This is a genomic window from Bradyrhizobium sp. LCT2, from assembly GCF_009931255.1.
Classification (GTDB): Bacteria; Pseudomonadota; Alphaproteobacteria; order Rhizobiales; family Xanthobacteraceae; genus Bradyrhizobium; species Bradyrhizobium diazoefficiens.
Window position 1 is genome coordinate 8,457,341 of the sequence record NZ_CP034432.1, and the last position, 14,022, is coordinate 8,471,362.

The window sequence follows — 14,022 nt, forward strand, 5'->3', positions numbered from 1 at the left end:
GTATTCGCAAATGACCACCACGAATGCCGCCACCGCCCCTTCCGTCGTCTCCGGCACGACCGACGTCCCGAAATCGTCCTCGTCGAACTCGCTGAGCTCGAGCACGGGATCGACGCTCGCCGGCAACTTCCAGACCTTCCTGACGCTGCTGACGACGCAGCTGCAGAACCAGAACCCGCTCGATCCGCTCGACACCAACCAGTTCACCCAGCAGCTGGTGCAGTTCGCCGGCGTCGAGCAGCAGCTCAAGACCAACGATGCGCTGTCCCAGCTCGTCACGCTGCAACAGACCACGCAGGCGACCCAGGCACTGGGCTTCGTCGGCAAGACCGCGCTGGTCGACGGCTCGACTGCGACCATGAAGAACTCGTCGGCGACCTGGCATCTCAACGTGCCCAGCGACTCGACCGTCGACATCACCGTTGCCAATTCCAGCGGCCAGACCGTGTTCACCGGCAAATACACCGCCGCCGCCGGCACCGACATTCCCTTTACCTGGAACGGCCAGGGCAATGACGGCACGCAATGGCCCGACGGCAAGTACACGATCTCGGCCACGGGCAAGGACGTCGCGAACAACAATGTCGGCATCGCCGCGCAGGTGCAGGGCGTGGTGTCGTCGGTCGACCTGACCCAGTCGCCGCCGCTGCTCACCATCGACGGCGCCAGCTACACCCTGAGCCAGGTGAAGAGCATCATCGCGACGAGCAGCAATTAAAGGCCTGCGCGGCCGCCACACACGAGATGTCATCCCCGCGAAGGCGGGGATCCATAACCACAGAACGTCGTTTTCGCGTGAGACCGTAACCCCGAGTCGTCGTCAAACTACTCCCTGGGGTTATGGGTCCCGGGCTCGCGCTCCGCGCGCCCCGGGACGACGGTTGAGAGCTTTGCAGCGTCGCGCTCGGCCCCGGTTTGTTAGTAAAGTATTTACCTTCTACCCGCCCGGCCGGCCGAGATTACGTCTCCAGCCCTCCGGGCCGGCCGTGTTCCCGCAAGTTTCAACGAGAATTGTATTGAAGCCTTAGGCTTAGCGGATTTTTAAGCCGCCGCGCGTAGGGTTACGGCGTGAGTTCAGTGGTTGAGAGTTTGTGAGTACGCCATGACAGAACCCCATCGCCCGAGGGTAAAATACGTCATCGGGCCGGACGGCAGTCCGCTGACGATCGCAGATCTGCCAGCACCCGGCACCAAACGCTGGGTCATCCGCCGCAAGGCTGAAGTCGTCGCCGCCGTCCGTGGCGGACTTCTCTCCCTTGAGGAGGCCTGCAGCCGTTATACGCTGACGGTCGACGAATTCCTCTCTTGGCAGTTTTCCATCGACCAGCACGGTCTGGCGGGTCTTCGCACCACCCGCATCCAGCAATATCGCCAGTAAGCGATCCGGAAATCTGCGGCTTTTGACGAAAATCGGCCTCGCCCTGCGAGGCCGATTTTTTTCATGACGCGACTTTTGTCCCAGCTCTTAACCTTCGTTAACCATATCGAAACCATCACCTAGGCAATAATTGCCCAGTCGACCGCGCTGGAATGCGGATCGAAGCTTCGGGGCGGTTGCTTGCAAGGTCTTGCGGACTTTTTAAAAGGTATCGGCGCCGCCCGCTTCGGGGCGATGATCGCGGTCACCGCCGCGCTCGTCGGCTTCTTCGCGTTCGTCATCATGCGGGTCACCACGCCGCAGATGACGACGCTGTTCACCGACCTCTCGGTGGAAGATTCTTCCAGCATTATCAAGGACCTGGAACGCCAGGCCATCCAGTTCGAGCTGCGCAATGAGGGCACCATCATCATGGTGCCCAAGGACAAGGTGACGCGGCTGCGGATGAAGCTCGCCGAGGGCGGCCTGCCCAAGGGCGGCGGCGTCGGCTACGAGGTGTTCGACAAGTCGGACGCGCTCGGCACCACCTCTTTCGTCCAGAACATCAATCATCTGCGCGCGCTGGAAGGCGAGCTCGCCCGCACCATCCGTGCCATCGACCGCATCCAGGCCGCCCGCGTCCATCTGGTGCTGCCCGAGCGCCCGCTGTTCTCGCGCGAGGCGCCGGAGCCGTCCGCCTCGATTGTGGTGCGGGTCCGCGGCGCGCTGGAGGCGCAGCAGATCAGGGCCATCCGCCATCTCGTCGCCTCCGCCGTCAACGGACTGAAGCCGCAGCGGGTCTCGATCGTCGACGAGGCCGGCCAGCTGCTCGCCGACGGCGCCGCGACCGATCCGGAGCAGGCGCTCGGCGACGAGCGCCGCACCACCTTCGAGAAGCGGATGCGCAAGCAGGTCGAGGACATCGTCTCCTCGGTGGTCGGGTCGGGCCGCGCCCGCGTCCAGCTCTCCGCCGATTTCGACTTCAACAAGATCACCCAGACCTCGGACAAGTTCGACCCCGAGGGCCGCGTGCTGCGCTCTACCCAGACCCGCGAAGAAAGCAGCATGACCGCCGACAACAACGGCCAGGTCACCGTCAACAACGAGCTGCCGGGCAACCAGCAGAACAACGGCGTCGCGGCCAAGGACCAGAGCAAGAAGACCGAGGAGACCAACAATTACGAGATCTCCCGCACCACCAAGACCGAGGTGACGGAAGCCGGCCGGGTCAACCGCATCTCCGTCGCGGTGCTGGTCGACGGCATCTACAGCAAGAACGACAAGGGCGAGCTGGCCTATCAGGACCGCACCAAGGAGCAGCTCGACCGCATCGCGACCCTGGTGCGCTCGGCCATCGGCTTCGACCAGAAGCGCGGCGACCAGGTCGAGGTCGTCAATCTGCGCTTTGCCGATGCCCCCTCCACCGCCCCGATCGCCGAGCCGTCGGGCTTCCTCGGCATGCTCCAGTTCACCAAGGACGACGTCATGTACTTCGTCGAGCTCGGCGTGATGATGCTGCTCGGCCTGGTCGTGCTGTTCATGGTGATCCGCCCGCTGGTCAAGCGCATCCTGGCTTCCGACGAGGTCGCCGCCGCCATCAGTGGCGTGCTCTCCGGCCCGGCCGCCTCGGACGAGGCCGCGCCGGCCGCCGGCCAGGCGCTGCTGCCCGGCGGCGCCGCCAGCGCGATCGACGTGGCAACCATCCAGGGCCAGGTCCACGCCCAGTCAGTTCATCGTGTCGGCGAGCTCGCCGAACGCAACCCCAACGAAACCGTCGCCATCATTCGCCAATGGCTGACCGAACCCGCGAAATGATCGAGAAGTGAACTGACATGGCCGCCAACCTGCAAAACGCCAACTCCAACGACATCACCAGCGTGATCTCGACGCTCGGCGCCCGCCAGGGCAGCCGTGCGGGCGCCAAGACCGAGGCGGTGGCGGGACCCAAGCGCGCCGCGATCCTGATGCTGGCGCTGGGCGAGCAGTACGGCGGCAAGATCTGGTCGATGCTCGACGACGACGAGGTGCGCCAGCTTTCGCTGGAAATGTCGACGCTCGGCACCGTCGAGGTCGACACGGTCGAGGACATGCTGCTCGAGTTCGTCTCGCGCATGTCGGCCTCGGGCGCGCTGATGGGCAATTTCGACGCCACCGAACGGCTGCTCCAGCAATACCTGCCGCCGGAGCGCGTCAACGGCATCATGGACGAGATCCGCGGCCCCGCCGGGCGCAACATGTGGGAGAAGCTTTCCAACGTGCAGGAAGAGGTTCTCGCCAACTATCTCAAGAACGAATATCCGCAGACCATCGCGGTGGTGCTGTCGAAGCTGAAGCCGGAGCACGCCGCGCGCGTGCTCGGCATCTTCCCCGAGGACCTCGCGCTCGACGTCGTCAACCGCATGCTGAAGATGGAAGCGGTGCAGAAGGAGGTGATCGAGAGCGTGGAGAAGACGCTGCGCACCGAATTCATGTCCAACCTGTCGCAGACCCGCCGCCGCGATGCCCACGAGGTGATGGCCGAAATCTTCAACAATTTCGACCGCCAGACCGAAACCCGCTTCATCACCTCGCTGGAAGAGGACAACCGGGAATCGGCCGAGCGCATCAAGGCGCTGATGTTCACCTTCGACGACCTCGTGAAGCTGGATTCCGGCTCGGCCCAGACCCTGATGCGCAACGTCGACAAGGACAAGCTCGGCGTCGCGCTCAAGAGCGCCAACGAGGACGTCCGCAACTTCTTCTTCGGCAACATGTCCTCGCGCGCGGCCAAGATGCTCCAGGACGACATGGCGGCGATGGGCCCGGTCCGCCTGCGCGACGTCGACGAGGCGCAGGCGCTGCTGGTCAACCTCGCCAAGGATCTCGCCGCCAAGGGCGAGATCATGCTGACCAAGAACCGCGCCGACGACGAACTGGTGTATTGATGGCCGCTCCGGCAAAATTCCTGTTCGACACCGACTTCGCCGCGCCGGACCGGACGCGCGAGAAGGCCGCGACCGCGGCCGAGATCGCCCAGAAGGTCGCGGAAGCGGAGGCGCGGGCCTATCAGGACGGCTTTGCCGCCGGCCAGCGCGAGGCCAAGGCCGAGAGCGACCGCCGCGTCGCGCTCGCCATGGAAGAGATCAACATCGCGATCCGGGGCGTCGCCTCGGGCATGGGCAACATCGAGATCAAGATGGAGACCGAGGCGGTGGAGGTCGCGGTCGCGGTGGCGCGCAAGCTGTGCGCCGACCTGGTCGCCGCCGAGCCGCTCGGCGAGATCGTGGCGCTGGTCAAGGACTGCTTCTCGCATCTGGTCGCGACGCCGCATCTCGTCGTCCGCATCAACGACGCGCTCTACGACAGCGCCCGCGAGAAGATCGAGCGGCTCGCCAAGCAGAGCGGCTTCGAGGGCCGGCTGGTGATCCTGGCCGAGCCGGAGATTGCGACCGGCGATTGCCGGATCGAATGGGCCGATGGCGGCGTCGTGCTGGAGCGCGGCGCCATCGCGGCCAAGATCGACGAAATGGTCGGACGCTATATCGCGTCCCGCAGGGGGAGCTAAGCCATGAGCGACACCGACGGACAGGTCCCGCTGCCCGATCTCAACGGCCCGATGCCGCCAACCGGCACCGATGTCGGCTACAGCGAGGACGAATATGCGGCGCGCGCCGCCGCCGACCTCGAGGCCGTGTTCGACGTGCCGGTGCAGGTCTCGGCCGTGCTCGGCCGCTCCAAGATGGACGTTGGCGAGCTCCTGAAGCTCGGGCCCGGCACCGTGCTCGAGCTCGACCGGCGCGTCGGCGAGGCCATCGACATCTACGTCAACAACAAGCTGGTCGCCCGCGGCGAGGTCGTCCTGGTCGAGGACAAGCTCGGCGTGACCATGACCGAAATCATCAAGACCGAACGCACGTAATTATTGCGCGAACGCAGGGAATGACGCGCGGCAGCGCGACCAGACGGACAGGAGACTGACATGCGGCTTCTCATCGTTGGCACATTGAAGGGCCAGCTCACCACCGCCACCAAGATCGCGATGGAGAACGGCGCCACCGTGACCCACGCCGAGGATCACGAGCAGGCGATGCGCGTGCTGCGCGGCGGCAAGGGGGCCGACCTGCTGCTGGTCGACGTCGCCCTCGACATCCGCGACCTCGTGATGCGGTTGGAGGCCGAGCACATCCACGCCCCGATCGTCGCCTGCGGCATCACCAACGACGCCCGCGCCGCTGTCGCCGCGATCCGCGCCGGCGCCAAGGAATACATCCCGCTGCCGCCGGATCCGGAGCTGATCGCGGCGGTGCTGGCCGCCGTCGCCAACGATTCCCGCGAGCTGGTCTATCGCGACGAGGCGATGGCCAAGGTGATCAAGCTCGCGCAGCAGATCGCAGGCTCGGATGCCTCGGTGATGATCACCGGCGAATCCGGCACCGGCAAGGAAGTGCTGGCCCGCTACGTCCACACCCGCTCGTCGCGCGCCAAGCGCCCGTTCATCTCGATCAACTGCGCCGCGATCCCCGAGCATCTCTTGGAGTCCGAGCTGTTCGGCCACGAGAAGGGCGCCTTCACCGGCGCGATCGCCCGCCGCATCGGCAAGTTCGAGGAAGCGACCGGCGGCACGCTGCTGCTCGACGAAATCTCGGAGATGGACGTCCGCCTGCAATCGAAGCTGCTGCGCGCCATCCAGGAGCGCGTGATCGACCGCGTCGGCGGCACCAAGCCGGTGCCGGTGGACATCCGCATCATCGCGACCTCGAACCGCAATTTGGCCGAGGCTGTGCGCGAAGGCACGTTCCGCGAGGACCTGCTGTTCCGCCTCAACGTGGTCAACCTGAAGATCCCGCCGCTGCGCGAGCGTCCCCTCGACATCCTCGAGCTCGCCCAGCACTTCGTGAAGAAGTACGCCGAAGCCAACGGCGTGCCGGTGCGCCCGATCTCGGCGGAAGCGCGCCGCGTGCTCTCGACCAACCGCTGGCAGGGCAACGTCCGCGAGCTCGAAAACACCATGCACCGCTCCGTGCTGATGGCGCAGGGCGACGAGATCGGACCCGACGCGATCCTCACCCCGGACGGCGACCGCCTCGACCTCGCCAAGACGGTACCGGCCGTGGCGCATGCCACGATGGCCGCCGAGCAGGTGACGCGCGCGCTCGTCGGCCGCACAGTGGCCGATGTCGAACGCGACCTGATCCTGGAGACGCTGAAGCACTGCCTCGGCAACCGCACCCACGCCGCCAACATCCTGGGGATTTCGATCCGGACGCTGCGCAACAAGCTCAACGAATACGCCGACGGCGGCATCCCGATCACGCCAGCCGGGACGCCGGGTGAGTACCCGCGGATGCCGATGGTGGGGGCGTAAGGCTTCTGCGAATATCGAGAGGATGCGAATGTCCGGGCTCGGCCCGGGCATTTTCTTTTTGAGGAGAACGCAACCAGTCACCACACAATAAGTGTCGTCCCGGCCTAGTGCGAATTGCGCACTAGGCCGGGACGACGTTGGGAGATCTAGCGCGCCCGCGCGAGTCTACTTGCCCGGCGGAACGTAGGTGCTCACGAGTTTGGAAGCCTTCTCCGCGATGCTCTTGAACTCGCTCATCTTCCAAGCGCGTACGGTTTCGATCTTGGAGACGGCGCCAGCCGCAGCCGCCACCATTCCAATCGCAATGGCATCGGAGCCGTCAGGAAACTCCGTGACGAGCACTGCATCGTGTTGACCAGTGGTCATGAAAGCTCCCTGAAGCTTCCCACCGGCCTTCTCGACCAGCGCGCCGATGGCCGATGTGCGATCGGCCGGCTTGTCGACCATTCCCTTGATACCGGCATTTGAGTATGAGACGTACGAGATGAACAACGGCATGTTTCTCTCCGTTGAGGTTACACCGTGACAATGTCGTCCTAGAAAAGACGCCCTGAAACGAGAGCAAGGCACGGCCTGCCGACGGCATGCGAGCTGCCTTGAAAATTGAGCTACGGACTTCGGCACGTCCAACTGGCAGCTTGCGCCGACTATAGCCGACTGCATAATGCGGCGCGAACGGTAAGCCAAGCCTACCCATTCGGGACACCACTGTTCTGCCGACCGAGAAAAATCTGCTTCTCGGTTGAACCGCGTGCGGCAAGTGAAGCAGTTCACAATCAAGCCACATCAAGATCGCTAGAGTCCGCGGGCAGCGCGACGCGACGTCGGCCAGAGCCGCCTCGCGAAACGTCCTTCAGATCGAAAGGGCACGCCATGAAATGCTCCTCGTGGACCATCTCCCGCTTATCGCTGATTGTAGCGCTGATCGCGGCCTCGGCGTCGCTGGCACGCGCCGACGTGATCATGGACTGGAATGCAAAGGCCGACGCGATCGCTGCCGAGAAGCAAATTCTTCCAGCGCCCCACAGCCGCGTCTTGTCCATGATGCACGTCGCGATGTTCGAGGCGGTCAACGCGATCGACCGCCGGTACGCGCCCTACAAGCTCTCCTTGCCCGCGGATCGTTCGACGTCGCGGGAAGCTGCGGCGGCAGCTGCCGCTCACGACGTGCTGCTTTCGGTCTATCCGGACCTCAAGCCGGACCTGGATGCGACGCTGACGAATTCTCTGGCGCCGATTGCCGACGGCGAGTCCAAGATCGCCGGCATCAGCCTCGGGAAAGAGGCCGCGATGCAGATCATCGAGCTTCGTGCGAACGATGGCAGCGCCGCTCCGGAAACTTACCGCCCCCTGACGACACCGGGCGCGTACGTTCCGACCACCGTTCCGCTGTTCTCAACCACGGGCGCGACGACGCCCTGGGTCATGGTTTCCGGATCGCAGTTTCGCCCCGGCCCGCCGCCGGCGCTTGGTTCAGAGGTGTGGACCCGGGATGTCAATGAAATCCGCGAGGTCGGCAGCCGAAGCAGTACAACCCGGACGCCGGAGCAAACGACGATCGGCCGATTCTGGTTCTTTGTCGGTGCCCGCACCTACAATCCGATCGTGAGGCAAGCTGCAATGGCCAAGGGCATGGATCTCGTCGACTGCGCCCGGCTGTTCGCGCTGACGTCAATTGCCGGCAACGACGCCCTCGTTGCGGTGTTCGATGCAAAATACCATTACAATCTCTGGCGACCGATCACCGCCATACGCAACGCCGACCTGACGTCGAATCCGGCGACGCCACGCGACCCGTCCTGGCTGCCACTCGGCGAAACGCCGATGCATCCAGAATATCCCTGTGCTCACTGCATCACGTCGGCGGCGATTTCGACCGTGCTCCAGAGCGTCGTTGGAGATTTCGGCGAGTTTTCGCTGACCAGCTCCACGGCACCAGGTGTCACGCGCAAATGGTCGCGGCTCCAGGACTACAGCGACGAAGTCTCCAACGCCCGCATCTGGGCCGGCTTTCACTACCGGTTCTCGACCGAGGTCGGCAAGGACATGGGTCGGAAGATCGGCGCACTGACCGTCGCGACCCAGCTTCGCGGTGTGGAAGCGATGGCGGAGCCGAAGCGTTAAGGCTGGTGCCCACATCCGCAGTGTCGTCCTGGCGAAGGCCAGGACCCATTACCCCAGAGAGGAGTTTGACGAAGATTCGTCGTCCGGTACTCCTACCGCCCTCCATCGGTAGATTCCGCGGTATGGGTCCTGGCTTTCGCCAGGACGACGATGAGGAGACAGTGTGCGTCCAAACCCGCAGACGGCGGCATGGCCGCACCGCGTTCTCCGACTAGGTCGCGCCTGCGCAAGGCCGTATAACCCCGCGTGAGAACCACACGAGGGTAAACATGTCTGAAGCTCAAATCACGGACTGGCTGGCGTCGCAGCGGCAGGCGATGATCGATCTGTTGCGCGACGTCGTGAACATCGATTCCGGGTCCTATGACAAGGAGGGCGTCGATGCGGTCGGGGCGCGGTTCGAGCGGCACTTCGCCGAGCACGGCATCCCGTTCCGGCGCGAGAGCAACTCCACCTTCGGCGATGCGATTCATGCCGAGGTGACAAAGCCCGGCAGCAACGAGAAGCCGGTGCTGCTGATGGGCCATCGCGACACCGTGTTCGGCAAGGGCGAGGCCGGACGGCGTCCCTTCACGATCCGCGACAACCGCGCCTATGGCCCCGGCGTCGCCGACATGAAATCCGGCGTCGTGATGAACATCTTCGTGGCGACCGCCTTCCACAAGTTCGGCGGCAGCCCGCACCCGATCAAGGTGCTGATCACCTCCGACGAGGAGATCGGATCGCCCTCGTCGCGACCCGTGATCGAGCGCGAAGGTCGTGCCGCGCGTGCGGTGTTCAACTCCGAGCCGGGCCGCCCCACAGGCAACGTCGTCACCGGCCGCAAGGGTGGCATCTTCATGCATCTGGCCATCACCGGCAAAGCTGCGCATTCCGGCGCCAATTTCGCCGCCGGCGTCAGCGCGATCGGCGAGCTCGCGCACAAGATCGTCCAGGTCCACGCGTTGACCAATCTCGACAAGGGCATCACGCTCAATGTCGGCCTCGTCTCCGGCGGCCAGTCCGTCAATACGACGGCGCCCTATGCCGAGGGCCAGATCGATCTGCGCTATGTCGATCCCGCAGACCGCGCCACGGTGATGGCCGCGATCGAGACAATCGTCGCGACCTCCTATGTGCCGGGCACGAGCGCAACGCTGACGATCAAGGGCGAGTTCGTGCCGGTGGTGCAGAGCGAGGCCTCGAAGACGCTGTTCGAAGGCTATCAGGCCGCCGCAAGGCAGGTCGGCCTCACCACGCTCCAGGGCGAGTTCTCCGGCGGCTGCGCCGATTCCGGTTTCACCGCCGCGGTCGGCACGCCGACCATCTGTGGCCTCGGCCCGGTCGGCGGGCTCGCGCACACGCCGGAGGAATATCTCGAGATCGACAGCATCGTGCCGCGCGCACAGGCGCTGGCGCTGGCGATTCTGAGAGGGTGAATTCGTAACTTCCGTAGGGCGGGCAAAGCGAAGCGTGCCCACCATTTCGTTCGCAGCGAAGATGGTGGGCACGGCGCAAGTGCGCCTTTGCCCACCCTACGAGATCTCGGGCGTCACGAATAACTCGGTGCGTCGGGCTTGCGGAAAATGTGGATGGGGTCGCCGGGAATGATCGGCTGGCCGCTGAACATGGCATAGGCGTAGAGCGCGAGATAAGCGATCGCCAGCGCGCCGATGGCGTAGAAGGCCCAGGTCGCGACGCGTTTCATCGTTCCGCTCCGTTGCCGTCCCGGACGGGAGGCTCAGGGCGCTTCTAGAGCGATGACAGGGAAAAGGCCAGCCTGCGTGCTGCCTCTTTGCGGCGATCAAACGCCGCGCCGGGTGCGCGCGGGAAGGCTGACCTCGGCGAGCCTTGCCGCGTCTTCATCCTGGTCGACCGCGACGTACTGGCCGTGCCAATAGGCGAGCGCCGCGGTCCGCGTCGAACTCCTGACGTCCCTGACACGGCCGATGACGATGCCGTGCGAGTGCCGCTCGACGATCTCCTCGACCTCGCAATCGAAGGCCGACAATGCGCCGACCAGCAGCGGGACTCCCGAGACCGCCGTCACCCACCGGGCGCCGGCGAAGCGGTCTGCGCCCTTGAGCCCGCCCTTGCCGGCGAAGCGTTCGGCGACGTCGAGCTGGTCGGCGTTGAGGATGTTCACGCCGAAGGCGCCGTGACGCCGGATCAGCGGGAAGGACGAGGCATCGCGATTGATGCTGACCAGCAGCGTCGGCGGCTCGACCGACAGCGAGGTGACCGAGGTCACCGTCATGCCGCTGATGTCCTTGCCCCGCCCGGCGGTGATGACGCTGACGCCGCCGGTGAGGTGGCGCATGGCGCCGCGGAAATCGGCGGGCGAGACGGGGATTTCAGTCATGAGATCGCGAGGCACTACATTCATGGCGTGGTCCCCGAAGCGGGGTTCCCTCTATTTAGGTACGATCGTCCGCCGACAAAAGGTGGCTCAGGATCGAGCCTTCGAGGCCCGCAAGCTCGGCCGAGCCGCGCTCCCGCGGCCGGGCTGCGTTAACCACGACGTCATGGGCGATCCGGCCCTCCTCGATCACCAGCACCCGGTCCGCCAGCGCGACCGCCTCGGACACGTCGTGGGTCACCAGGATCGCGGTAAAGCCCTGGTCGCGCCAGACCCGCTCCAGAAGCCGCTGCATCGAGATGCGGGTCAGCGCGTCCAGCGCGCCGAGCGGCTCGTCGAAGGCCAGCACGCGCGGACGGGAGACCAGCGCGCGGCCGAGCGCGACGCGCTGCTTCTGGCCGCCCGACAACACCGAGGGCCACTGGTCTCGCTTGTCGGCGAGGCCGACCTCGGTCAGCGCCTTCTCGGCGCGAGCATGCGCATCCTTCGATGCGCGATCGCGGCCGAGACCGACCTCGACATTGGCGAGCACGCGCGCCCAGGGTAATAGCCGCGGCTCCTGGAACATCACGCGGATATCCTCGGGCTGGACGTCACTGCCAAGGCTGATGGTGCCGGCATCGATCTTGTCCAGGCCGGCGATCAGGCGCAGCAGCGTGCTCTTGCCGCAGCCGCTCTTTCCGACGATGGCGACGAACTGGCCGGCCGGGATGTGCAGGTCGATGCCGCGCAGCACCTCATTGTCGCCGAAGGACTTTCGCAGCCTGGCCTGCACCACCCGCTCCTCGCGCACCACGCGGGCGTGAGGCGCGAAATTGGCGCGGCTGGCGAACTCGGTTTCGGGAAGGGAGGTCCGACGGGCTGTCTGCATGCGATTCCCAGTATTGCTGCTCAACGTTTCTGGAAGGCGGGGTGCCAGGAGAGCGTCGCCCGCTCCAGCACGCGGGAGGCGCTGTCGGCGAGCTTGCCGAGCAGGGCGTAGATCAGGATCGAGAGCACGACGACGTCGATCAGCATGAACTCGCGCGCCTGCATCGCCATGTAGCCGAGGCCCGAGGATGCCGCGATGGTCTCGGCCACGATCAGGGTCAGCCACATGATGCCGAGCGCAAAGCGGATGCCGACGAAGATCGAGGGCAGCGCGCCCGGAAAGATCACGCGGCGGAACAATTCGCCGTCGCTCATGCCGTAGATACGGCCCATCTCGATCAGCTGGGGATCGACGGTGCGGATGCCGTGCAGCGTGTTGAGGTAGATCGGAAAGAACACCCCGAGCGCCACCAGGAACAGCTTTGCGCTCTCGTCGATGCCGAACCACAGGATGACCAGCGGGATCAGCGCCAGGTGCGGCACGTTGCGGACCATCTGGAGCGTGGTGTCGGTGAGCTTTGCCGAGAGCTGCGACAGGCCGTTGGCAAGCCCGAAGGCGAAGCCGATGCTGCCGCCGATCAGGAAGCCGATCGAGGCGCGCCAGAACGAGACCCAGATGTTGCGCGCGAGCTCGCCGGAGAGCAGCAGCTTCCAGCCGGCGAACGCGACGTCGCTCGGCGCCGGCAGCACGCGCGTCGGCACGAAGCCGGTGACGCAGGCGAGCTGCCAGATCGCGACGATGGCGAGCGGCACGATCCACTGCACCAAGCCGCCCGCACGCGGCAGGCGGACCCGGCGCGGAAGAGAAATACTGTCGATGAGGCTCATGATTGCGATGCCAACCTGGAGGGACGGAAGTCGTTGCCGACGGTCTCGCCGAACGGACCGCTGTTGTGATGCAGCCGCGTCACGTTGCCGCCGTGATCGAGCGAGAGCAGCGGGAACACCAGCTCGGCAAAGCGATAGGCTTCCTCCAGATGCGGATAGCCCGACATGATGAAGGTATCGATGCCGATATCCTGATACTCCTTGATGCGCGCCGCGACGGTCTGGGCGTCGCCGACCAGCGCCGTGCCGGCGCCGCCGCGCACCAGGCCGACGCCGGCCCACAGGTTCGGGCTAATCTCGAGCTTGTCGCGCCTGCCGCCATGGAGCTGCGCCATGCGCTGCTGGCCGACGGAGTCCATCCGGGCAAAGTTCTTCTGCGCCCGCGCGATGGTGTCGTCGCTGACATGCTTGATCAGCTCGTTGGCCGCACGCCAGGCCTCTTCATTGGTCTCACGGACGATCACGTGCAGGCGAATGCCGAAGGACAGCTTTCGGCCCCGCGCGCTCGCGACCTCCCTCACCTTCGCGATCTTCTCGGCAACCTGGGCCGGCGGCTCACCCCAGGTGAGGTATTTGTCGACGGTATCGACCGCAACATCGATGCCGGCGTCCGACGAGCCGCCGAAATAGAGCGGCGGCCGCGGCGACTGCACCGGGGGAAACAGCAGCTTGCCGTCCTCGATGCGGATGTGCTTGCCCTCGACATTGACGGCCTTGCCGGCGAGCAGGTCGCTATAGACGTTGAGGAACTCGCGCGTGACCTCGTAGCGCTCGTCGTGGCCAAGGAAGATGCCGTCGCCCTTGTTCTCGACGGGATCGCCGCCGGTGACGACGTTGATCAGGAGCCTGCCGTTGGTGACGCGGTCGAGCGTCGCCGTCATGCGCGCGGCCACGCTCGGCGATTGCAGGCCGGGCCGGACAGCCACGAGATAGCGCAGCCGCTCGGTGAACGGCGCGACCGAGGAGGCGACGATCCAGGAATCCTCGCAAGACCGCCCGGTCGGCAGCAGCACGCCGAAATAGCCGAGCTGGTCGGCCGCCTGCGCGATCTGGCGCAGATAGTTGAAGTTGACCTCGCGGCCGCCGGTCGCGGTGCCCAAATAGCGGCCGTCGCCGTGGGTCGGCAGGAACCAGAGGATGTTGCTTTTGGATTGGCTCATG

At 65.4% G+C, this 14,022-nt stretch carries 15 protein-coding genes; 9 read left to right on the forward strand and 6 right to left on the reverse strand.

The features are described from left to right. Positions 1–10: 10 nt before the first annotated feature. The 7 genes from EI171_RS39910 to EI171_RS39940 all read left to right on the forward strand — a co-directional run bounded on the left by EI171_RS39910 (position 11) and on the right by EI171_RS39940 (position 6,701). Positions 11–718: a flagellar hook assembly protein FlgD gene (locus EI171_RS39910; RefSeq protein WP_011089735.1), complete on the forward strand. Its 708-nt coding sequence runs from the start codon at positions 11–13 to the stop codon at positions 716–718. Positions 719–1,102: 384 nt separating this feature from the next. Further along, positions 1,103–1,378 (forward strand): DUF1153 domain-containing protein, encoded by a 276-nt coding sequence (locus tag EI171_RS39915; protein WP_002714638.1) that lies wholly within the window; start codon positions 1,103–1,105, stop codon positions 1,376–1,378. Positions 1,379–1,558: 180 nt separating this feature from the next. After that, on the forward strand, positions 1,559–3,172 hold the full coding sequence (gene fliF, locus EI171_RS39920) for a flagellar basal-body MS-ring/collar protein FliF (RefSeq protein WP_011089736.1): 1,614 nt from the start codon (positions 1,559–1,561) through the stop codon (positions 3,170–3,172). Positions 3,173–3,189: 17 nt separating this feature from the next. Next, a complete protein-coding gene (fliG, locus tag EI171_RS39925) occupies positions 3,190–4,281 on the forward strand; it encodes a flagellar motor switch protein FliG (protein ID WP_011089737.1) in 1,092 nt (363 codons plus the stop codon). Continuing rightward, complete coding sequence (locus EI171_RS39930) at positions 4,281–4,901, forward strand: FliH/SctL family protein (protein ID WP_011089738.1); 621 nt, start codon at positions 4,281–4,283, stop codon at positions 4,899–4,901. The genes fliG and EI171_RS39930 overlap by 1 nt, the downstream gene beginning before the upstream one ends. Before the next feature lie 3 nt (positions 4,902–4,904). Further along, entirely contained in the window at positions 4,905–5,255 is a 351-nt protein-coding gene (gene fliN, locus EI171_RS39935; protein WP_028173120.1) for a flagellar motor switch protein FliN, read from the forward strand. A 60-nt stretch (positions 5,256–5,315) separates the two neighbouring features. Continuing rightward, positions 5,316–6,701: a sigma-54-dependent Fis family transcriptional regulator gene (locus EI171_RS39940; RefSeq protein WP_161536485.1), complete on the forward strand. Its 1,386-nt coding sequence runs from the start codon at positions 5,316–5,318 to the stop codon at positions 6,699–6,701. 165 nt (positions 6,702–6,866) lie between these two features. Here the strand turns inward: EI171_RS39940 and EI171_RS39945 are convergent, their stop codons facing one another. Continuing rightward, positions 6,867–7,199 carry a GYD domain-containing protein gene (locus tag EI171_RS39945; RefSeq protein WP_028173118.1) on the reverse strand — a complete coding sequence of 111 codons (333 nt, stop codon included), beginning with the start codon at positions 7,197–7,199 and terminating at the stop codon, positions 6,867–6,869. Positions 7,200–7,574: 375 nt separating this feature from the next. Here EI171_RS39945 and EI171_RS39950 point away from each other — a divergent pair, with 375 nt between their 5' ends. Then, the gene (locus tag EI171_RS39950; protein WP_161536486.1) at positions 7,575–8,825 is read left to right on the forward strand and encodes a vanadium-dependent haloperoxidase; all 1,251 of its coding nucleotides are present in this window, start codon (positions 7,575–7,577) and stop codon (positions 8,823–8,825) included. A 269-nt stretch (positions 8,826–9,094) separates the two neighbouring features. Then, complete coding sequence (locus tag EI171_RS39955; protein WP_011089743.1) at positions 9,095–10,243, forward strand: M20 family metallopeptidase; 1,149 nt, start codon at positions 9,095–9,097, stop codon at positions 10,241–10,243. Positions 10,244–10,356: 113 nt separating this feature from the next. Here EI171_RS39955 and EI171_RS45145 read toward each other — a convergent pair whose 3' ends face one another. The 5 genes from EI171_RS45145 to ssuD all read right to left on the reverse strand — a co-directional run bounded on the left by EI171_RS45145 (position 10,357) and on the right by ssuD (position 14,021). Further along, positions 10,357–10,512, reverse strand: coding sequence for a hypothetical protein (locus tag EI171_RS45145; RefSeq protein ID WP_027544964.1), 156 nt, complete (start codon positions 10,510–10,512; stop codon positions 10,357–10,359). A gap of 96 nt (positions 10,513–10,608) precedes the next feature. Next, positions 10,609–11,190 (reverse strand): flavin reductase family protein, encoded by a 582-nt coding sequence (locus EI171_RS39960; protein ID WP_011089744.1) that lies wholly within the window; start codon positions 11,188–11,190, stop codon positions 10,609–10,611. Positions 11,191–11,221: 31 nt separating this feature from the next. Then, positions 11,222–12,034, reverse strand: a complete 813-nt coding sequence (locus tag EI171_RS39965) for an ATP-binding cassette domain-containing protein (RefSeq protein WP_161536487.1) — start codon at positions 12,032–12,034, stop codon at positions 11,222–11,224. Between the two features lie 20 nt (positions 12,035–12,054). After that, positions 12,055–12,861 carry an aliphatic sulfonate ABC transporter permease SsuC gene (gene ssuC, locus EI171_RS39970; protein WP_161536488.1) on the reverse strand — a complete coding sequence of 269 codons (807 nt, stop codon included), beginning with the start codon at positions 12,859–12,861 and terminating at the stop codon, positions 12,055–12,057. Next, the gene (gene ssuD, locus EI171_RS39975; protein WP_161536489.1) at positions 12,858–14,021 is read right to left on the reverse strand and encodes an FMNH2-dependent alkanesulfonate monooxygenase; all 1,164 of its coding nucleotides are present in this window, start codon (positions 14,019–14,021) and stop codon (positions 12,858–12,860) included. The genes ssuC and ssuD overlap by 4 nt, the downstream gene beginning before the upstream one ends. Position 14,022 lies beyond the last annotated feature (1 nt).

Excerpts from the sequence above, each read along its gene's own strand:
- EI171_RS39910 (WP_011089735.1), top strand. The coding sequence starts at position 11 with ATGACCACCACGAATGCCGCCACCGCCCCTTCCGTCGTCTCCGGCACG.
- EI171_RS39915 (WP_002714638.1), top strand. The coding sequence starts at position 1,103 with ATGACAGAACCCCATCGCCCGAGGGTAAAATACGTCATCGGGCCGGAC.
- fliG (WP_011089737.1), top strand. The coding sequence starts at position 3,190 with ATGGCCGCCAACCTGCAAAACGCCAACTCCAACGACATCACCAGCGTG.
- EI171_RS39930 (WP_011089738.1), top strand. The coding sequence starts at position 4,281 with ATGGCCGCTCCGGCAAAATTCCTGTTCGACACCGACTTCGCCGCGCCG.
- fliN (WP_028173120.1), top strand. The coding sequence starts at position 4,905 with ATGAGCGACACCGACGGACAGGTCCCGCTGCCCGATCTCAACGGCCCG.
- EI171_RS39940 (WP_161536485.1), top strand. The coding sequence starts at position 5,316 with ATGCGGCTTCTCATCGTTGGCACATTGAAGGGCCAGCTCACCACCGCC.
- EI171_RS39945 (WP_028173118.1), bottom strand. The coding sequence starts at position 7,199 with ATGCCGTTGTTCATCTCGTACGTCTCATACTCAAATGCCGGTATCAAG.
- EI171_RS39950 (WP_161536486.1), top strand. The coding sequence starts at position 7,575 with ATGAAATGCTCCTCGTGGACCATCTCCCGCTTATCGCTGATTGTAGCG.
- EI171_RS39955 (WP_011089743.1), top strand. The coding sequence starts at position 9,095 with ATGTCTGAAGCTCAAATCACGGACTGGCTGGCGTCGCAGCGGCAGGCG.
- EI171_RS45145 (WP_027544964.1), bottom strand. The coding sequence starts at position 10,512 with ATGAAACGCGTCGCGACCTGGGCCTTCTACGCCATCGGCGCGCTGGCG.
- EI171_RS39960 (WP_011089744.1), bottom strand. The coding sequence starts at position 11,190 with ATGAATGTAGTGCCTCGCGATCTCATGACTGAAATCCCCGTCTCGCCC.
- EI171_RS39965 (WP_161536487.1), bottom strand. The coding sequence starts at position 12,034 with ATGCAGACAGCCCGTCGGACCTCCCTTCCCGAAACCGAGTTCGCCAGC.
- ssuC (WP_161536488.1), bottom strand. The coding sequence starts at position 12,861 with ATGAGCCTCATCGACAGTATTTCTCTTCCGCGCCGGGTCCGCCTGCCG.
- ssuD (WP_161536489.1), bottom strand. The coding sequence starts at position 14,021 with ATGAGCCAATCCAAAAGCAACATCCTCTGGTTCCTGCCGACCCACGGC.